Annotated in this window: 21 protein-coding genes and 2 tRNA genes; 22 read left to right on the top strand and 1 reads right to left on the bottom strand. The window is 34.0% G+C overall.

Annotation, left to right across the window (positions count from 1 at the left end; genetic code table 11):
* Nucleotides 1-221 precede the first annotated feature (221 nt).
* The 7 genes from hpf (at nucleotide 222) to KQI85_RS17005 (ending at nucleotide 7,368) form a co-directional block, all read left to right on the top strand.
* Complete coding sequence (gene hpf / locus KQI85_RS12300; RefSeq protein WP_216576377.1) at nucleotides 222-749, top strand: ribosome hibernation-promoting factor, HPF/YfiA family; 528 nt, start codon at nucleotides 222-224, stop codon at nucleotides 747-749.
* Between the two features lie 180 nt (nucleotides 750-929).
* Nucleotides 930-3,491 (top strand): preprotein translocase subunit SecA, encoded by a 2,562-nt coding sequence (secA, locus tag KQI85_RS12295; RefSeq protein ID WP_216576376.1) that lies wholly within the window; start codon nucleotides 930-932, stop codon nucleotides 3,489-3,491.
* A 14-nt stretch (nucleotides 3,492-3,505) separates the two neighbouring features.
* Entirely contained in the window at nucleotides 3,506-4,627 is a 1,122-nt protein-coding gene (gene prfB / locus KQI85_RS12290) for a peptide chain release factor 2 (RefSeq protein ID WP_216576375.1), read from the top strand.
* Nucleotides 4,628-4,633: 6 nt separating this feature from the next.
* A complete protein-coding gene (locus KQI85_RS12285) occupies nucleotides 4,634-5,092 on the top strand; it encodes a chemotaxis protein CheW (RefSeq protein ID WP_216576374.1) in 459 nt (152 codons plus the stop codon).
* Nucleotides 5,093-5,287: 195 nt separating this feature from the next.
* Nucleotides 5,288-5,731, top strand: a complete 444-nt coding sequence (locus KQI85_RS12280) for an ACT domain-containing protein (protein WP_216576373.1) — start codon at nucleotides 5,288-5,290, stop codon at nucleotides 5,729-5,731.
* A 6-nt stretch (nucleotides 5,732-5,737) separates the two neighbouring features.
* A complete protein-coding gene (locus KQI85_RS12275) occupies nucleotides 5,738-6,958 on the top strand; it encodes a homoserine dehydrogenase (RefSeq protein WP_216576372.1) in 1,221 nt (406 codons plus the stop codon).
* 59 nt (nucleotides 6,959-7,017) lie between these two features.
* The gene (locus tag KQI85_RS17005) at nucleotides 7,018-7,368 is read left to right on the top strand and encodes a DUF2752 domain-containing protein (RefSeq protein WP_371820634.1); all 351 of its coding nucleotides are present in this window, start codon (nucleotides 7,018-7,020) and stop codon (nucleotides 7,366-7,368) included.
* A 28-nt stretch (nucleotides 7,369-7,396) separates the two neighbouring features.
* Here KQI85_RS17005 and KQI85_RS12265 read toward each other — a convergent pair whose 3' ends face one another.
* A complete protein-coding gene (locus tag KQI85_RS12265) occupies nucleotides 7,397-7,759 on the bottom strand; it encodes a DUF4190 domain-containing protein (protein WP_216576370.1) in 363 nt (120 codons plus the stop codon).
* Between the two features lie 334 nt (nucleotides 7,760-8,093).
* Between KQI85_RS12265 and KQI85_RS12260 the strand changes: the two genes are divergently transcribed.
* The 15 genes from KQI85_RS12260 (at nucleotide 8,094) to KQI85_RS12195 (ending at nucleotide 20,382) form a co-directional block, all read left to right on the top strand.
* Nucleotides 8,094-10,241 carry a Tex family protein gene (locus KQI85_RS12260; RefSeq protein WP_216576369.1) on the top strand — a complete coding sequence of 716 codons (2,148 nt, stop codon included), beginning with the start codon at nucleotides 8,094-8,096 and terminating at the stop codon, nucleotides 10,239-10,241.
* Nucleotides 10,242-10,497: 256 nt separating this feature from the next.
* Nucleotides 10,498-10,995 carry a YcxB family protein gene (locus KQI85_RS12255; protein ID WP_216576368.1) on the top strand — a complete coding sequence of 166 codons (498 nt, stop codon included), beginning with the start codon at nucleotides 10,498-10,500 and terminating at the stop codon, nucleotides 10,993-10,995.
* 13 nt (nucleotides 10,996-11,008) lie between these two features.
* The gene (gene tsaE / locus KQI85_RS12250; protein WP_216576367.1) at nucleotides 11,009-11,431 is read left to right on the top strand and encodes a tRNA (adenosine(37)-N6)-threonylcarbamoyltransferase complex ATPase subunit type 1 TsaE; all 423 of its coding nucleotides are present in this window, start codon (nucleotides 11,009-11,011) and stop codon (nucleotides 11,429-11,431) included.
* Between the two features lie 69 nt (nucleotides 11,432-11,500).
* Nucleotides 11,501-12,211 carry a tRNA (adenosine(37)-N6)-threonylcarbamoyltransferase complex dimerization subunit type 1 TsaB gene (gene tsaB / locus KQI85_RS12245; RefSeq protein ID WP_216576366.1) on the top strand — a complete coding sequence of 237 codons (711 nt, stop codon included), beginning with the start codon at nucleotides 11,501-11,503 and terminating at the stop codon, nucleotides 12,209-12,211.
* Nucleotides 12,198-12,635, top strand: a complete 438-nt coding sequence (gene rimI / locus KQI85_RS12240; RefSeq protein WP_216576365.1) for a ribosomal protein S18-alanine N-acetyltransferase — start codon at nucleotides 12,198-12,200, stop codon at nucleotides 12,633-12,635. Before tsaB ends, rimI begins: the two co-directional genes overlap by 14 nt.
* Nucleotides 12,636-12,702: 67 nt before the next feature.
* Nucleotides 12,703-13,614 (top strand): ribonuclease Z, encoded by a 912-nt coding sequence (locus KQI85_RS12235; RefSeq protein WP_216576364.1) that lies wholly within the window; start codon nucleotides 12,703-12,705, stop codon nucleotides 13,612-13,614.
* A gap of 20 nt (nucleotides 13,615-13,634) precedes the next feature.
* The gene (locus KQI85_RS12230) at nucleotides 13,635-14,225 is read left to right on the top strand and encodes a DUF6715 family protein (RefSeq protein WP_216576363.1); all 591 of its coding nucleotides are present in this window, start codon (nucleotides 13,635-13,637) and stop codon (nucleotides 14,223-14,225) included.
* The gene (tsaD, locus tag KQI85_RS12225; protein WP_216576362.1) at nucleotides 14,218-15,240 is read left to right on the top strand and encodes a tRNA (adenosine(37)-N6)-threonylcarbamoyltransferase complex transferase subunit TsaD; all 1,023 of its coding nucleotides are present in this window, start codon (nucleotides 14,218-14,220) and stop codon (nucleotides 15,238-15,240) included. Before KQI85_RS12230 ends, tsaD begins: the two co-directional genes overlap by 8 nt.
* Nucleotides 15,241-16,339: 1,099 nt before the next feature.
* Nucleotides 16,340-16,762: an NUDIX hydrolase gene (locus KQI85_RS12220; protein ID WP_253293882.1), complete on the top strand. Its 423-nt coding sequence runs from the start codon at nucleotides 16,340-16,342 to the stop codon at nucleotides 16,760-16,762.
* Nucleotides 16,763-16,963: 201 nt separating this feature from the next.
* On the top strand, nucleotides 16,964-17,467 hold the full coding sequence (locus KQI85_RS12215; protein WP_371820626.1) for an N-acetyltransferase: 504 nt from the start codon (nucleotides 16,964-16,966) through the stop codon (nucleotides 17,465-17,467).
* A 76-nt stretch (nucleotides 17,468-17,543) separates the two neighbouring features.
* Nucleotides 17,544-17,735, top strand: a complete 192-nt coding sequence (locus tag KQI85_RS12210) for a zinc ribbon domain-containing protein (protein WP_371820625.1) — start codon at nucleotides 17,544-17,546, stop codon at nucleotides 17,733-17,735.
* A gap of 41 nt (nucleotides 17,736-17,776) precedes the next feature.
* A complete protein-coding gene (locus tag KQI85_RS16830; protein WP_256448219.1) occupies nucleotides 17,777-17,899 on the top strand; it encodes a hypothetical protein in 123 nt (40 codons plus the stop codon).
* A gap of 585 nt (nucleotides 17,900-18,484) precedes the next feature.
* Complete coding sequence (locus tag KQI85_RS12205; protein ID WP_216576360.1) at nucleotides 18,485-19,300, top strand: 2-C-methyl-D-erythritol 4-phosphate cytidylyltransferase; 816 nt, start codon at nucleotides 18,485-18,487, stop codon at nucleotides 19,298-19,300.
* Nucleotides 19,301-20,137: 837 nt separating this feature from the next.
* Nucleotides 20,138-20,223 (top strand) — tRNA-Ser (locus KQI85_RS12200).
* A gap of 70 nt (nucleotides 20,224-20,293) precedes the next feature.
* A tRNA-Ser gene (locus tag KQI85_RS12195) sits at nucleotides 20,294-20,382 on the top strand.
* Nucleotides 20,383-20,613 lie beyond the last annotated feature (231 nt).

Here is a 20,613-nt window from a genome sequence, read left to right as displayed (position 1 = left end):
AGATTACAAATGGTAAAATATTGAAAGATGAATGTGGAAAAGTGTATTTATATGTGAATAAACTATGAACAAATTGCATTTATTATTGCAAAATGAGTGAATTGTGTTATAATAAACATATATCAACAAGAGATGATTTACAAAATCAAATCATAACTTGTTATTGATAAAAGACTTCAACTCAAGTCTTTTATACTTTTAAGTAAAAGGAGTTGGGCAGCATGCGTTTTATAATTACAGGAAGAAATATTGATGTAACCCCAGGACTAAAAACAGCAGTAGAAGACAAACTTGGAAAGCTGGAGAAGTTTTTTAAACCGGACACAGAAGTGAATGTAACATTAAGTGTTGAAAAAGACAGACAGAAGATAGAAGTTACAATACCGGTTAAAGGAAGCATTATTCGTTCAGAGCAGGTAAGCAACGATATGTATGTGTCAATCGATTTAGTAGAAGAGGTTATCGAGAGACAGATGAAGAAATATAAGAATAAAATTATCGATGCTAAGCAGGCAGGTAGTCCTTTTACAGATGATTATCTTGAAAAAGAGTACGACGAAGAATCAGACATTAAGATTGTAAGAACCAAGAGATTCGGAATAAAACCTATGGATCCCGAAGAAGCATGTGTACAGATGGAACTTTTAGGACATAACTTCTACGTGTTTAACAATTCAGAGACTGATGAAGTTAACGTTGTATACAAGAGAAAAGGCGGTACATACGGTTTAATAGAACCAGAATTTTAGTACATAATATTTAGTATAATTGTATGATATACAATATTTAAAGACAGTGTACTAGGAAAATAAAATAGAGAATGCAGCTACACAAAAGTGGCTGCATTTTTTATTGAATAATATCAGATATAATGTTACAATATGTGATAGTGATGAAAAATATACTTATTTTTAGGAGAGAATTAAGACATGGGAGTAATTGAAAAAATTTTTGGAACTCATAGTGAGCGAGAATTAAAAAGAATATATCCGATAGTGGATCAGATTGAAAGTTTAAGACCTGAGATGCAGGCACTTTCAGATGCAGAATTAAAAGATAAGACAAGACAATTTAAAGAGAGACTTTCAAAAGGCGAGACGCTTGATGATATTCTCCCTGAAGCTTTTGCAACAGTTCGTGAAGCTGCAAAGCGAGTACTTAACATGGAACACTATAGAGTTCAGCTTATTGGTGGTATAATACTGCACCAGGGACGTATTGCTGAGATGAGAACTGGTGAAGGTAAGACTCTTGTATCAACACTTCCGGCATATCTTAATGCACTTGAAGGCGAAGGCGTTCATATCGTTACAGTTAATGATTACCTTGCAAAACGAGATGCTGAATGGATGGGACAGGTTCATGAATTCCTTGGACTTAAAGTTGGTATAGTTCTTAATGGAATGAATAACGATGAGAGACGAGAAGCTTATAAGTGTGATATAACTTATGTAACTAATAATGAATTAGGATTTGATTATCTTAGAGATAACATGGTAATATACAAAGAACAGCTTGTACTTCGTAAGTTACACTATGCAGTAATCGATGAAGTCGATTCAGTACTTATTGATGAAGCAAGAACACCACTTATTATCTCAGGACAAAGCGGCAAGTCAACAAGATTATATGAGATGTGTGATATTCTTGCAAGACAGCTTACAAGAGGTGAAGGTGATGGAGAACTTAGTAAGATGGATGCACTCATGGGTGAACCAATCAAAGAAGATGGAGACTTCATCGTTAATGAAAAAGATAAGATTGTAAACCTTACAGAACAAGGTGTAACAAAAGTTGAGAAGTTCTTCCATATAGAGAACCTTGCAGATCCAGAGAACTTAGAGATTCAGCACAATATTATCCTTGCATTAAGAGCACATAATCTTATGTTCAAAGATCAGGATTATGTTGTAAAAGATGACCAGGTACTTATCGTAGATGAATTCACAGGACGTATAATGCCGGGAAGAAGATTCTCAGACGGACTTCATCAGGCAATTGAAGCCAAAGAAAAAGTTAAAGTTAAGAGAGAGAGTAAGACACTTGCAACAATTACATTCCAGAACTTCTTTAATAAATTTGAGAAGAAATCAGGTATGACAGGTACAGCTTTAACAGAAGAAAAAGAATTCAGAGAGATCTACGGAATGGACGTAGTAGAGATTCCTACTAACAGACCAGTAGCCAGAGTAGATAAAGAAGATATTGTATTTAAGACTAAAAAAGAGAAACTTCATGCAGTTGCAGATGAGATAGAAAAAGCAAAAGCAACAGGACAGCCAGTACTTGTTGGTACAATTACAATTGAAGCATCAGAAGCAGTAAGTGCAGTTCTTAAGAAAAGAGGCATCAAGCATCAGGTACTTAATGCCAAATATCATGAGCAGGAAGCAGAGATTGTAGCACAGGCAGGACAGCATGGAGCAATTACAATTGCAACTAACATGGCAGGACGAGGAACAGATATTAAACTTGATGATGAAGCCAAAGCAGCTGGTGGACTTAAGATTATTGGTACAGAGAGACATGAATCAAGACGTATCGATAACCAGTTAAGAGGTCGAGCAGGACGTCAGGGAGATCCAGGTGAATCAAGATTCTACATATCACTTGAAGATGATCTTCTGAGACTTTTTGGTTCAGATAAGATGTTACAGGCATTTAATGCGCTTGGAGTTCCAGAGAACGAGCCACTTGAACACAAGATGTTATCTAATGCGATAGAAAAAGCACAGAGAAAGATAGAGACTAATAACTATGGCATAAGAAAGAACCTTCTTGAATATGATCAGGTAAATAACGAACAAAGAGAGATTATCTACGAAGAGAGAAGAAGAGTTCTTGATGGCGAGAGTATGAGAGACAATATCTACAGCATGATCACAGATATTGTTGAAGCAAAAGTTGATATGAGTATTGGTGAAGACCAGCACAAAGAAGACTGGAATTTTGAAGAACTTAATCAATTATTATTGCCAATCATTCCACTTGAACCAATAACAGCAGAAGTTGAAGCTAAGAGTAAGAATGAATTAAAACAGTTATTAAAAGAAAAAGCAGTTAAGATGTATGAAGCAAAAGAAGCTGAATTCCCAGAACCAGAACAGTTAAGAGAATTAGAGCGAGTAATACTTCTTAAAGTAATAGACAGAAAATGGATGGATCATATCGATGATATGGAACAGTTACGTCAGGGTATCGGACTTCAGGCTTATGGACAGAGAGATCCACTTGTAGAATTCAGAATCAGTGGATTTGATATGTTTGATGCAATGACACAGAATATTAAGGAAGACACAGTCAAACTTCTTATGCATGTACATGTTGAAGAGAAGATTGAAAGAGAGCAGGTGGCAAAGGTTACAGGAACTAACAAAGACGATTCATCAGTAAAAGAACCTGTAAAACGTGATGAAGACAAAGTTTATCCTAATGATCCATGTCCATGCGGAAGTGGTTTAAAATATAAAAACTGCTGTGGAAGAAAATAGAAGTAGGTGAAAAAATGGTAGAATTAGACGGGTTTAAGACCACTCTAAATAACTACGAGACTCCATTAAAGGAGATAAAAGATTCACTTGATCTTGATAATAAGAAAAAGAGAATCGAAGAGATAGAAGCCAATATGGAAGAACCGGGATTTTGGGATGACATGGACAAATCCCAAAACTCAATGAAAGAACTAAAAGCATTAAAGTCTTCGTTTGAAGACTTTAATGCTGTTATGTCATTATATGAAGATGCAAAGACACTTATAGAACTGGGTTACGAGGAGAATGATCCTGAGATAATACCAGAAGTAGATGAGATGGTTGCAGAATTTGTTAAGGCCTTTGATAAGATGCGAATTCAGACACTTTTATCAGAAGAATATGATAAAAACAATGCAATTTTAAGACTTAATGCCGGTGCAGGTGGAACAGAATCATGCGACTGGGCATCAATGTTACTTAGAATGTATACAAGATGGGCTGAACAAAAAGGATTTACGACTGAGATATTAGATTACCTTGATGGTGATGAAGCAGGAATAAAGTCAGTGACAATACAGATTAATGGTGAGAATGCATTTGGATATTTAAAATCTGAAAAAGGTGTACACAGACTTGTAAGAATATCACCATTTAATGCTGCAGGAAAGAGACAGACATCATTTGTATCTTGTGATGTGATGCCGGATATTGAAGAAGATCTTGATATTGATATAGCAGAAGAAGATTTAAGAATAGACGTATATCGCTCAAGTGGAGCAGGTGGTCAGCATATCAACAAGACATCATCAGCAATCAGAATTACACATATTCCTACGAACATAGTAGTACAGTGTCAAAATGAACGTTCACAGCATCAGAACAAAGCAAAAGCAATGCAGATGTTAAAGGCAAAATTATATCTGTTGAAGAAGCAGGAAAATGCCGAAAAGATATCTGATATAAGAGGTGAGATAAAAGATATAGGATGGGGAAGTCAGATAAGATCTTATGTCTTACAGCCATATACAATGGTAAAAGATCACAGAACAGGATATGAGAGTGGCAATGCTTCAAATGTTTTAGACGGTAATATTGACTCTTTTATTAGTGCGTATTTGAAGTGGAACAGTATAGGCAGAAATAAGGAGGAATAGTATATTATGCAGGCGATAAAACCAGTTGTTTTCAAATTAAATGATGAAGAGTATGGCGTTGATATTAATAAAGTACATGCGATAGAGAATATACAGGATGTAACAAGGATTCCTAATACATTAAGCTGTATAAAAGGTATATTGAATCTGAGAGGAGATATAATTCCTGTTTATGATATCAGAAAAAGATTTGGATTAGAACCTGTAAAAGACAGAAACCTTGCTAAACTTATTGTAATCAAGACAAAAGACATGAACATTGCGCTTGAAGTTGACTCAGTAGCGGAGATAGATAATATTGAAGACGAAGATATACATAATGTACCATCGATAGTAAGAAGCAAAGACACAGCTTATATTGATAAGATAGCCAACGTAGACGGACATCTTATAGTAATACTTAACCTTGATGAACTTCTGACCGAACAGGAATATGTAGAAGCTACGAAAATTATTGAAGAGTAAAGTATTAATGCTTTAATATTAAAAAATAAAATGAATAATTATAAGTTCTGCTTATTAGAATGTATTTAATTGAATACAATTACGCAGAACTTATTTTTTTTACGAAAAAAAGGTTGCAGACTTTAGAAAATTATGTTAGTATCTTCCTAAGAAAAACAAATGTATTTCTACAGCATACAATAAGGATGAAATGATATGGCAGATACAGAAAAATTCTATGTAGTTAAACAAAAAGCTCTACCAGAGATATTATTAAAAGTAGTAGAAGCTAAGCGACTTTTAGATTCTGAAAAGGTACTTACTGTTCAGGATGCAACTGATAGAGTTGGCATAAGCAGAAGTTCTTTTTACAAATACAAGGACGATATATTTCAATTTAACGACAATACTAAAGGCAGGACCTTCACATTTGTACTTCAGATGGATGATATAACTGGACTTTTATCCATTGTACTGAATAAAATTGCAGAGTATCATGCAAATGTGCTTACAATTAACCAGACAATTCCAATTAATGGGATAGCCTCTTTAACATTAAGTGTAGAAGTTTTATCCACTACAGGTGACATTGCTAAGATGATTGATGAGATAACGGAATTGGAAGGCGTTCATTATTTAAAAATACTAGCGAAGGAGTAGATTATTATGGTAAATATTGCAATATTAGGTTATGGTACAGTAGGTTCAGGTGTTGTTGAGGTTCTTAACATCAATGGCAGTTCTGTAATTAATAAGAGAGCAGGAGAAGAGATTAATGTAAAATACATTCTCGATTTAAGAGATTTTCCTGGAACACCAATTGAACACAAGATAGTTCATGATTTTGATGTGATTTTAAATGATGATGATATAAAGATTGTAGTAGAAGTAATGGGTGGTGTTGAACCTGCATATACATTTGTAAAGGCAGCACTTTTAAAAGGCAAGAGTGTATGTACATCTAACAAAGAACTTGTTGCAAAACATGGAGCAGAATTACTTGAGATAGCAAAACAGAACAATATAAACTTCCTTTTCGAAGCAAGTGTAGGTGGTGGAATTCCAATTATCAGACCACTTAATCAGTCACTTACAGCTGATGAGATTCAGGAGATAACAGGTATACTTAATGGAACAACCAATTACATCTTAACTAAGATGGGAAGAGAAGGACTTGATTTTGATACAGTTTTAAAAGAAGCACAGGCAAAAGGTTTTGCAGAGAGAAATCCTGATGCAGATGTACTTGGATATGATGCATGTCGTAAGATTGCAATTCTCTCATCACTTGCATTCGGACATCAGGTAGACTTTGAAGACATCTATACAGAAGGAATCACTAAGATAACAGACGTTGACTTCAAATATGCAAAACAGTTAGATTCATCAATCAAATTATTCGCTTCAAGCAAGAAGACAGGTGATAGCTTTTATGCTATGGTAGCACCAGTATTGGTTAACTCTTACCATCCACTTTACAGCGTTAATGATGTACTCAACGGAATATATATAAAAGGCAATGTAATCGGAGATGTAATGTTCGTAGGAGCAGGAGCTGGTAAACTTCCAACAGCGAGTGCTGTAGTAAGTGATGTTGTTGATGCAGTAAAACACTTAGGAAGAAATATTATGACTAACTGGAGTAGTAAGAAACTTGAACTTACACATATTGATAAATCAGAAAAACAGTATTTTGTAAGAATAAGTGGTAATGTATCAGACAGATTAAAAGAAGTCGAAGAAGTTTTTGGCGAAGTAAAAGTTGTAGGAGTACCAGGAGTAACAGGAGAATTCGGTATAGTTACTAAAGTAATGTCAGAAGAAACATACAAAGCTAAGGCACAGAGCTTAGATGGAATTCTCAATATGATAAGAATAGAAGGATAGTTAATATATCCGAATAACTAAGAAATGATTTTTTAGTAAATAGGTAATACAACCAAGTGATGATATATTTTACATTGATAAATAAGATAATAGAATTAGTTCCACCATGTATTTTGTATACATACTTTGGAATATATTGTCCGGGATGTGGAGGGACAAGAAGTTTAATCTATCTTTTACAAGGAGATATAATAAGAAGCTTCATTGCATATCCTGCACTCCCGGTAACAGTATTAATAATATGCAGATATTTATTACAATACATAATTAGTTATGCAACGCATAATAGAATAAAAAAACCGGTATTCAGACTTATGTATGTATATCTTATTATGACAATAATACTAATAAATTGGATAATAAGGAATATCTTGTTATTAAAGATGGGAATAAAAATAATCGGACAGTAAAAAGCTGCCCGATTATTTTTATGCACGATTATATGGCATTGTTCTTAAAAATTTTATACTGATTAATAATATCCTGATACAGCTGCTGATATTCTGGTGTCTGCATAAGATATATGCCAACGATTGTAAGCAATATACCAAGAATACTTGTAACAATTCCGATAGTCATACCGGCAATAGCAACAGCAACCATTTTGCCACTTCTCTTTTTAGATATTATAGCAAATACAATCGCAAGTACACCGGAGATTATAGCAAGATATGTACAGCATAAGCAAGGAATAGAGAAGATGCCCATGCAAAAAGATGCAATAGCAAAAGCATCAGTATAAGGTTCACCACTTTGGTTATTGTTCTTATTATAATCATAATTAAAATCATTCGAATCCATTTATAAATACCCCCTGAGTATAAAATATATTCTGCATAAAATTGCAGTTACAATAAAACACTGTATCAGATATTCTAACATAAAAGACAAATATATACAATAAAAGCATTTGCCTAAAAAATCGAAATAAGCAGTGTATACAAGTTTTGCTTGAAGACAATACTCATTTGAATTATAATTTACGTTGTACTAATATAGAATAATGAAAAAAGTAGTAATTTAGATGCAGTACAATTGCAGAGCATACATTAAAAACTATATATAGAAAGTGATATATACTCTCTAGTGAGTTTAAGATGTATGAATAGACAAGAACATAGAAGAGGAGAATAAGATGGATATAATTAAGACACTTACAAGTGAACTTCAGGTAGAAAAATGGCAGGTTGAAGCGGCAGTAAAGTTAATCGATGAAGGAAATACAATTCCATTTATTTCACGATACAGAAAAGAGATGACAGGCTCACTTAATGATGAAGTACTTCGTAATCTCAATGAGAGACTAGGATATCTTAGAGGTCTTGAAGATAAGAAACAACAAGTGTTAAAGAGTATAGAAGATCAGGGAGCATTAACAGAAGAACTGCGAAAACAGATAGAAAAAGCAGAGACAATGGTACTTGTAGACGATCTTTACAGACCATTCAGACCAAAGAGAAGAACAAGAGCAATAATAGCTAAAGAAAAAGGTTTAGAGCCACTTGCAGGAATAATAATAGGTGGATTAGCAGACAGACCTATAGAAGATATAGCTAAGCAATATATAGACGATGAAAAAGAAGTATCATCAGCCGAAGAAGCAATAGATGGTGCACTTGATATAATCGCAGAGATGATATCAGACAATGCAGATTATAGAACAAGAATAAGAGAACTTACAATGAAAGAAGGCACGATAACATCAACAGCCAAAGATGACAAAAAAGAATCTGTATATGAGATGTATTATGAATTTGAAGAAGCATTGACAAAGATACAGGGACATAGAATATTAGCGATAAATCGTGGTGAAAGCGAAAAGTTCATAACAGTAAAAGTAACAGCACCACAGGATAAAATATTAGATTATCTTGTTAAAAAGAGTATTGTAAAATCCAATAAATATACAGATGAACTTATAGAAAAAGCAGTAAAAGACAGTTATGACAGACTTATAGCACCATCAATTGAACGAGAGATAAGAAATACACTTACAGAGAGAGCAGAAGACGGTGCAATAAAAGTATTTGGCAAGAACTTAAAACAACTCCTTATGCAGCCACCTATTGCAGGTAAAGTAGTACTCGGATGGGATCCTGCTTTTAGAACAGGATGTAAGTTAGCAGTAGTAGATCCTACAGGAAAAGTATTAGATACAGTAGTAGTATATCCGACAGCACCAACATCTGAGAAGAAGATAAGAGAAGCAAAAGATACAGTAGAAGCACTTATTGATAAATATGGCATAGATCTTATATCAGTAGGTAATGGAACAGCATCAAGAGAATCAGAACTTGTAATAGTAGATATGCTAAAAGAAGTCAAGAGAAACGTACAATATATTATAGTTAACGAAGCAGGAGCAAGTGTATATTCAGCAAGTAAACTTGCAACAGAAGAATTCCCTAATTTTGATGTAGGACAAAGAAGTGCGGCATCAATAGCAAGAAGACTACAAGATCCACTTGCAGAACTTGTAAAAATAGATCCAAAATCAATCGGTGTAGGTCAATATCAGCATGATATGAACCAGAAGAAACTTGGTGAAGCACTTACAGGAGTTGTAGAAAGCTGTGTTAACAGCGTTGGTGTAGACTTAAATACAGCATCAGCCTCATTACTTGAATATGTATCAGGAATATCAAAAGCTATTGCTAAGAATATTGTAACATACAGAGAAGAAAATGGCAGATTTACTAACAGAAAACAACTTTTAAAAGTAACAAAACTAGGACCAAAAGCATTTGAACAATGTGCAGGATTTATGAGAATCAAAGATGGAGAGAATCCACTTGACTATACCGGAGTACATCCAGAGAGCTATGAAGCAGCAACAGCATTATTAAAAGAACTTGGAATGGATATAGATAACATAGGAAAAGAAGGCATTAAAGACTTAAGAAAGAATATAAAAGACTATCCTAAGATGGCAGAAAAACTTGGAATTGGTGAGATAACATTAAAAGATATAGTAAAAGAACTTGAAAAACCTGGAAGAGATCCACGAGATGAGATGCCAAAACCAATATTAAGAACAGATGTTCTTGAAATGAAAGACTTAAAAGAAGGCATGATACTAAAAGGAACAGTAAGAAACGTAATTGACTTTGGAGCATTTGTTGACATCGGAGTGCACCAGGACGGTCTTGTTCATATATCACAGATGACAGAACGCTATATAAACCATCCATTAGATGTAGTAAGTGTAGGCGATGTAATAGACGTAAAAGTACTTAGTGTCGATATCAATAAAGGAAGAATACAGTTATCAATGAAACTGTAAGAAGAATACAAGACAAAACAAATATATAGATATTTTGCATATAGACCAACAAGCAAAACTACTATATTACAAAAATGTACTCTTGGAATCTTCTAAATGAAGAATTCTGAGATAAATTTTTGATATGCAATAACATTTTCGCAGTGCGTACACGGTGTGTACGACGAGAAAATGGAAGCAGCATATCGGAAATATAGCCAGAAGTATTTGTTTAAAGAAGATTCCGAGAGTACATAAAATATAATGGAGGAATGAAATGGACAGAAAATTTGATGTAAAAGTAAGCGTTATGGATATGTTTAATTTTATGATGTACCATAACTACTCATCAATAGGAGGTAAACTAAGTTTCATATTCAGTGTTGCAATGCTTATATTAGCAGCAGTAAAGTTTGGCGATTTTAGTACAACTGAATTTATGGTAGTGCTTGTACTTGGACTGTTGTTTACAATAATTAATCCGATAATGCTATTTGTAAAATCGGTAAAACAAGTAGTACTAAACCCAATGTTTAAAAAACCGCTTACATACGAACTACAAAAAGATAAGATAATAATATCACAAGGCGAAGTATCTAATGAGATTTTGCTTACAGATGTAACCAAAGTAGTAGAGACAAGAAGAAGCATACTTGTATTTGTAACAAGAGTAAGAGCATATATCTGGCCAAAAGGAAGTTTAAAAGACCAATATGCACCAGTAAAAGAACAATTAAAACAGACAGTAAAAGAAGAAGCAGTAAAATTAAAGTAAAGGAGAAAACCGAATGGTAAAGGAATCATATTCACCTGAAGAGACATTTGCGATAGGAAAAGAAATTGGCGAACAATTAAAACCGGGTGATGTATACTGTCTTATTGGCGATCTTGGAGTTGGAAAAACAGTATTTACACAAGGACTTGCCAAAGGACTTGGAATAGAAGAACCGATAAACAGTCCTACATTTACGATAATACAGGAATATCACGAAGGCAGAATACCACTGTATCATTTCGATGTATACAGAATAGGAGATGTCAGCGAGATGGATGAACTAGGATACGAAGAATATTTTTACGGAGACGGTGCCTGCCTTATAGAATGGGGAAATCTTATAGAAGAGATACTCCCAAAAGAGACAGTTACAATAACGATAGAAAAAGACCTTGAAAAAGGTTTTGACTATCGTAAAATTACCGTTACAGAGTAAAAATAGAAACAAATTATATTTGAAAAAGCAGCAAAAAAATATATAAAAAAGAAAATGAAGGATGGAAACATGTTAGTATTAGGAATAGAATCATCATCAATGGTCGCATCAGTAGCGATAATATCTGATGAGAAGATAATATGTGAATATACAATAAACAACAAAAAAACACACTCACAGACAATACTGCCTATGATAGATGAGATGATAAAGATGTCAGAGATAGATAAAAAAGACATAGATGCAATAGCAGTATCAGGAGGACCAGGTTCATTCACGGGTCTAAGAATAGGAGGAGCACTTGCAAAAGGACTTGGATTTGCTTTAAATATTCCACTTATACATGTAAAGACACTAGAAGGAATGGCATTTCAATTATATGGAACAAAAGAACTTATTGTTCCAATAATGGATGCAAAACGTAATCAGGTATATACAGGAATATATGAAAATGAAAACGAATTTAAAGTAATAAAAGAACAGACACCACAAGACATAGAAGAACTAATACAAGAACTTAATCAGACAGGAAGAAAAGTAACATTCCTTGGAGATGGAATATTCTGTTACAAAGATATAATAGAAGAAAAATGTAAAGTAGAATATACATTTGCGCCATCACATTGTAATATGCCAAGAGCAGCATCCGTTGCAGCACTTGGACTTAAGATGTATAACGAAGGCAACTACCAGAACGCATCAGAATTTCTTCCGGACTATTTAAGAGTATCACAGGCAGAAAGAGAGAGAAACGAGAGACTAAAACATGGCAATAATTAGAAAAATGGAAGAAAAAGACATAGAAACAGTATATAATATAGAAAAAGACTCATTTTCACTGCCATGGTCAAAAGGAGCATTTGCCAATTCATTAGACGATGAATTTCAGACATTTTTTGTGGCAGAAGAAGAAGATAAAGTAGCAGGATATGTCGGAATAATGACTGTATGCAAAGAAGTTAATATAACTAACATTGCTGTTGGTGAAGAATACAGAAGATGTGGAATAGCATACAGCCTTATGGAATATGTAATACAGTATGCAAGAGATAACAAAGATGAGATAATATTTCTTGAAGTACGAAAAAGCAATGAAAAAGCACAAAAACTTTATGAAAAGACAGGCTTTGAAGTAATAGGAGAACGTAAGAACTTTTATACAAAGCCAGACGAAGACGCTATACTGATGAGCAGAGGAATATAACTTATCTTGTCAGAGCAGATATTTTAGCCGATAAAAAAATAAGGATATTAAAGGACAGGAGGTAACAATGTTAGATGTTTGTTTATTAGGAACAGGTGGAATGATGCCATTGCCAAACAGATGGCTTACATCATTATTGGCAAGATACAATGGAAGCAGTATATTAATTGATTGTGGAGAGGGAACACAGATAGCAATCAAAGAAAAAGGGCTTACATTCAAACCAATAGATGTAATATGCTTTACACACTTCCACGCAGATCATGTAAGCGGTCTTCCAGGACTTCTGCTTACACTCGGTAATGCAGAGAGAACAGAACCACTTACAATAATAGGACCAAAAGGAGTAGAACGTGTAGTAAACAGCTTAAGAGCTATAGCACCAGAATTACCATTTAAAATCAACTGTATCGAGATAACAGAGCCAACCAAAAGTTTTAACATAAATGGATATATACTTGAAGCATTCAAAGTAAACCATAATGTAACATGCTATGGATATACAATAAAGATTCCAAGAGCAGGCAAATTCGATCCACAAAAAGCTGAACAAAATGAAGTACCACGAAGTATGTGGAGTAAGCTCCAAAAAGGTGCAATAATCGAAGAAAATGGCAAAACATATACACAAGATATGATACTTGGACCAGAGAGAAAAGGAATAAAACTTACATATTGTACAGACACAAGACCAGTATCACAGATTTGGGAGAATGCCAAAGATGCAGATCTATTTATATGTGAAGGAATGTATGGAGAACCTGGAAAAGAAGCAAAAGCAGTAGAATACAAACATATGACATTCTATGAAGCAGCAGAATTAGCTAAAAAAGCAAATGCCAAAGAAATGTGGCTTACACATTACAGCCCGTCACTTGTACATCCGGAAGAATATGCAGATGAAGTAAAAAAAATATTTCCGAATACCAAGATAAGTAAGAATGGAAGAATGACAACATTGGAATTCGAGGAAAAATAAAAAACTGTGGAGGGATTTCTATGAAAAAATACAAAAGTCTTATAGTAATTGCAATATTGGCAGTTCTTGCAGTAGGATATTACATATATCTAAGCAAGAGACCGGTAAACACAGATCCTGTAGATTCACAAAAAGAAAAATCACTTGTTGCAGAATATATAGCAAGAGATCTAAATGCGACATATCCTGAGACACCAAGTGGAGTTGTAAAACTATATAGCGAGATAATGAAATGCTACTATAGCGAAAAATACACAGACGAACAGCTAGAACAGCTTGTGTCACAAGCAAGACTATTATGGGATAATGAATTGTTAGAGAAAAACCCTATGGATGAATACATGATAAATCTTAAAGCAGATATCAAATCATACAAAGATAAAAGTCGTGTAATCAAAGATTTTAAAGTAGACGGTTCAGCAGCCGTTGAATATCAGACAGATAAAGACGGAGCACAGTATGCCAGTCTGCATGCAGAATACTGGGTTCGTGAGAATAATACAACAACAACAAAATCATATGAAAAATATATGCTTAGAAAGGATGAAAATGGTAACTGGAAGATATTGTACTGGCAATTATCAGAAGCTACAGATATAAAAGATGAGTAAAGATACATTAATACTTGCAATAGAAAGTTCATGCGACGAAACAGCCGCAGCAGTAGTAAAAAATGGAAGAGAAGTACTATCTAACGTAATATCATCACAGATAGCACTACATACACTATATGGAGGTGTAGTACCGGAGATAGCATCAAGAAAACACATGGAAGCTATAAATCAGGTAATAGAACAGGCATTAAAAGAAGCAAAAGTAACACTAGATGATATAGACGCAATAGGTGTAACGTATGGACCTGGACTTGTAGGAGCACTCTTAGTAGGGCTTACAGCAGCCAAAGCAATAGCGTATGCAACAGACAAACCATTAGTTGGTGTACATCATATAGAAGGGCATATAAGTGCCAACTTTATAGAAAACAAAGAACTAGAACCACCATTTATGTGCCTTGTAGTCTCGGGCGGTCATACACATCTTGTAAAAGTAAAAGACTATGGAGAATATGAGATACTAGGAAGAACAAGAGATGACGCAGCAGGCGAAGCATTTGACAAAGTAGCAAGAGCAGTAGGACTAGGATATCCAGGAGGACCAAAGATAGACAAAGAAGCTAAGAATGGTAATAAACACGCAATAGAATTTCCTCGTGCTAACATAGAAGGAGCACCTTATGATTTCAGCTTTAGTGGTTTAAAATCAGCAGTTCTTAACTACATAAACCAATGTGAGATGAAGAATATAGAGATAAATCGTCCAGATCTTGTAGCATCATTTCAAAATGCAGTAGTAGAATCACTAGTAACAAGAGCCATAAAAGCCGCAAAAGAATTTGGAATGGACAAAATAGCAATAGCAGGTGGAGTTGCATCTAATACAGCACTTCGTGAAGAGATAAGCAAAAGATGCAAAGAAAACAATATAGAATTCTATCATCCATCACCAATACTATGCACAGACAATGCAGCCATGATAGGAGCAGCAGCATACTATGAATATATAAAAGGAACACGTCATGGACTTGACTTAAACGCAATTCCTAACTTAAAACTTGGAGAGAGATAGACAATACTAAAAATATGCAATACTAAAAATACGCAATATTAGTACAATGTTTTCAAAATAACCACACATTCACTTGATTGCGAATGATTGCACAGGTGAAGGCTAAGTATGGAATCATAGAGCGTGAGAATTATAACAAGCCTAAGTCAGATGACGTCAGATAGCCGAAGTGCCCGAAGGAAAAGAAAGAAGCTATTGCCAGGGCATTGAAGTATTTTCACACGATATAAAAATGATAATGGGTAAACTGAGACTGATAAAACTGTAAATGGAATTTTATATCATACTTTTAAAGGAAACATCTAATCGTTAAGTTAAAAGCATCTCTTCGGAGGTGCTTTTCTTACTGCAAGGCTTCCGAGTAAAACAGTTCGGACTTTTCTCATCTATTCCAAAGTTGTTATTGAATTGGTTACAAGTCACATGATATAATTTGAATACGAAAATTGAGCAACAAATCGGATTTTCTTAAACATAATTATGCTATAATTGTGTTATAATGCGTTATTTTGATTCCCTTATTTTTTTCCTTATAATAACAAATACGATGTCGGGGTCAAAAGCCCCCGACTTTGATGCCTATGGGTTGCTCCGTGCTACGCACTCCTACAATCCTACCAAATATTCGCATATCGTAGGATTATCATCCGACTTTGATGCCTACGGGTTGCTCCGTGTTACGCACTCCTACAATCCTACCAAATATTCGCATATCGTAGGATTATCATCCCACTTTTATGCTCATATCGGGGCGAGCCCTAAAGTCTTTCACCCACCTATGAGCAAGCTCATGTGGGCTTAGACCTTTTGACCCTGGCATCACAAATATCAGAATATTAACAAAACACAAAAAGTTAAAAAACTAGAAAAAGAAAACGCAGATTACAGCGTTCCATATCAAGAAGATATGAGAAAAATAAGAAAGGAGTAAGTTACTGCAAAACAAGTAATATTATAAAAAGTGAAAAAGAACTTTTAAAAATAAATAACAGACTAACAGATATTCGACAGAACTATTTACAAGTTTTCAGTAACGGTGTAGAGAGTGGATCTTACTTTTAAATACGAAAATAAAAAGTTCAATTATAGAGTATGCGCAATGATTATTTCGGATAATAGAATTTTGGCAATGCATGATGAGCGTTCTCCGTACTTTTATTTACCCGGTGGCAGAGTTACCATGGGAGAAACGGCTGAACAAGCGGTAATACGGGAAATGCAGGAAGAACTCGGCATTACTCCGAAAATTATTCGCCCCGTTTGGCTAAATCAAGCCTTTTTTACAGAAGATGTAGATAATCTGTTCTATCACGAACTTTGTATCTATTTTTTGATGGATATTTCGGAAACGGATTTGCTAAATAATGGTGATAAATTTACTAAGACAGAGGGGAAACGTACCCATGTATTTGAATGGTTGGAGTTCAGCAGATTGAAAGATGAATATTTTTATCCATTGTTCTTGAAAGAAGAAATTTTTAATCTTCCAAGTGAGTTTACCATTCGTACTGAAATTGAGTAGAATGACAACTTCAAGTTTTTGAAACTAGAGAAATAGGAACCGTTGATTTTGTAAATACCGACTTTTTCTTCTGAAAGGAGACATAATAGAAGAATATCTTTAGAGGAACTGTTAGAAAATATACTAAAATGTTGTGTGAGATAAAAGAGTGGAGATATAAACAATCATCACTGACAGTTTAGAAGATGAAAGGTGAAAAAAGTGACAAAACAGATAAATATTAGAAAAGCAAAACAATCAGAACTTGCAAAAATAATGGAAATATATGCTTATGCAAGAAAAATAATGAAAGACAATGGAAATGCTACGCAATGGGGAAACAACCGTCCAGATATAGCAACCATACAAAAAGATATAGAACAGCAGCAGCTCTATGTAGTTGAACAGCAGAATGCAATTCATGCAGTATTTGCATTTGTACTGGGAGAAGATCCAACATATAGAGTAATAGAAGATGGACAATGGCAAGATAATAGTGAATATGGAACAATACATAGAGTTGCGAGTAACGGAACAATAAGAGGCATATTTGACCTAATAATGCAATTCTGTGAACAAAAAATAAAACACATACGAATAGATACACACAAAGATAATACAATAATGCAACACCTTATAGAAAAACACCAATTTCAAAGATGTGGAATAATCTATGTATCTGATAAAACTCCAAGAATAGCATACGAAAAATCAGAAAAAATATAAAGAAAAGCTCATCATTAACATAAGAACCGCTATGTATCTGTATCGTGGTTTGTTCTATGACCTTAGATAGAAACTTATGTATAAAGCTAAACAGAATCAATCATCCGTGATTAAGGTTAATCCTGCGTATATAAGCCAGAGTTATCCTGCCTGTGGACACATTGAAAAAGCTAACCGTAATAAAAAGTGTTGTGGTCAAGCAAAGATACATCTGTTTAACTGTAAAAATTGTGGCTATAAATCTAATGATGACCACATTGGAGACTAAGGTTGTTGAAGCAGTTGCAGAGGACACAGGCTATAAATCTAATGATGACCATATTGGAGACTAAGGTTGTTGAAGCAGTTGTAGAGAACACAGGCTATAAATCTAATGATGCCCCATATTGGAGACTAAGGTTGTTGAAGCAGTTGCAGAGAACAAGACTATAAATCTAATGATGACTGCATTGGAGATATGAACCTGTATCGTATGTTGACCACAACAGTATGGAAATAAACTATTTTGAAGATAGCCAAGTATCGCATGAACAATACACGTTCATAATTGCCGTTTAACGAATAAACTATCTTAAAGATAGCCAAGTATTTAGTACAGTTACAGCCGAGTAAACTTTGCTGTCAAGCACCCTACGATGTAAAGTCACTTTAAGTAGCAATACTTATCGGGATTAAAAGTCGCAGGTGTAAAAATGATAAAATATAAGGTTAAAGGTCGCAGGTGCAAGCCATTACTACGACTAGGTAGTTACAAGCCCGCTACCATTAGGCGGTGGGTAGTTGACATATAAGAACAAAGCATAAGAAAAAACGATTGTGAGAGTAAAGCAAAACAAAAGCAATTGTAATAGCAAAGCATAAGAAAAGCAATTATAAGAACAAAGCAAAACAAGAGCGATTGTAAGAACAAAACATAACAAAAACCAATTGAAGTATAAGAAAGAAATATAAAAATGTTCCAAATATAATGGTGAAACATAAAAATAAAAAACACAAAAAGAAAGTGAGAATGAAAAAATGAAAAAGCATATAGCAATAATACTTGCAGCAGGAAAAGGAACAAGAATGAAGAGTAATATACCAAAACAATATATGACAATAGAAGAAAAGCCAGTGATATATTATACAATAAAAGCCTTTGAAGAATCCTATATAGATGAGATAATTTTGGTTACAGGCAAAGATGATATAGAATATGTAAAAAAAGAAATAGTCGACAAATATCACTTGCAAAAAGTAACAAAAATTGTAGGAGGTGGAGCGAATAGATATGATTCTGTAAATGCCGGAATTAATGCAATAAACAGTAGCTATGATACAGATTGCAAACTAAGCGAACCAACATCTGCAGGTAATATAAACAGACAAAGCACAACGGATTCATCAGCTATAGATAAGATATATGTGCACATTCATGATGGAGCCAGACCATGTATCAGCCAGGAAGAACTTAATGATATGAGAGATAATGTGGAGTTATATAATGCATGTATATTGGCAGTGAAAGTAAAAGATACAATAAAAATAGCAGACAGCAATAATAACGTATTGAATACTCCAAAGCGAGATACCCTTTGGGCTGTACACACTCCACAGAGCTTTGAGCTATCATTAATAAAAACTGCTTATCAGAATATGTACAAAGCACTTTTAAATATGACGCCAGAACAGGAAAAGGCAGCCAATATTACAGATGATGCTATGGTAATTGAAAAATATTCAGACATATCAGTAAAAATAGTAGAAGGAAAGTATACAAACATAAAAATAACTACACCGGAAGATCTTGAAACCGCTAAAAACTATTTAAAGCAAAGCACCAAGAACTCGTAAGAACTTTAGTCTAAGAAGATTAATTGTCGCCAAATTATCATACAAAAATAATAATGAGTAAAAATAAGAGTAAGAAAAAAGTGATAAAGGAAGAAACAATAAAGAAAATAACTATGAGAAAGAAACGATAAGGAAGAAACAATAAAGAAAACAACTATGAGAAAGAAACGATAAGGAAAAAACAATAAAGAAAACAACTATGAGAAAGAAACAATAAGGAAAAACAATAAAGAAAATAACTAAGAGAAAGAAACTAAGAGGAAAAAACAATAAAGAAAATAACTAAGAGGAAAAAACAATAATGAATATATGAGTGTAATTAACTAATATTTTTATTAAGTAAGAACGTAGTGATAGAGTGTTTACAAGAAAAATATATGAAATCAGCAGTTACTATTTCTAATTTATAATTTACAAGAGCAATATTTAACAGTTGTTATTTCTGATTTATAATTTACAAGAGCAGTATTGGTTATAAACAAAGCTGCTCTGATAGTTGAAAAATTTTGAATCCAAAATTAATAGTTATATAACTCTTAAAAACGACTGAAATAAAATACGAAGAAATAAATAATAAAAGCAAATACAATCCGAATAAAGAAGAAAAAGAGGAAACTTGACAAAAGAAAAAGCTAGTAAACATAAGTGAAAAAGCACGTTTGAGAGTGTACTTAAAAAATGTTTAAAAAAATTGAAAAAAGTTGTTGACATATTTGGCGACAGATGGTAGAATACTACTTGTCGCTGAGATACAGCGGCAACAACTTAAAAAAAGTAATACAAAAAAGTACTTGACAAGCAACCTTGAATGTGTTAAACTAGTCAAGCAAAACATTTGGAGAGGTACCGAAGCGGTCGTAACGGGGCGGTCTTGAAAACCGTTTGTCTGAAAGGGCACATGGGTTCGAATCCCATCCTCTCCGCTAAGTATTAAAACCACGACATGAGCGTGGCTTTATTACTGAATAAGCTAAGAATTATCAGCCGTTTCTTGGAGAAGTACCCAAGTGGCTGAAGGGACACCCCTGGAAAGGGTGCAGGTCGTTAATAGCGGCGCGAGGGTTCAAATCCCTCCTTCTCCGTTAAATGACTTAAAAAAGTACTTGACAGCATCTTAAGTACATGATAGAATGTATGAGCTGTAAAAACACAGAACTTTGAAAACTAAACAATAAAACAACCTTGAAAATTCCGGTTCCAACGAAGTTGGAACGAGAACATTTTTGAAAAAGTTGTGCTGAACTTAAAACAGTAAAAACGAGGATAAATTAGCCAAGAGTTGATTTTGAATCAGATTCAAACTTTATTTGAGA

The organism is Falcatimonas sp. MSJ-15, from assembly GCF_018918265.1.
Taxonomy (GTDB): domain Bacteria; phylum Bacillota; class Clostridia; order Lachnospirales; family Lachnospiraceae; genus Falcatimonas.
This window is presented reverse-complemented; position numbering and strand designations above follow the sequence as displayed.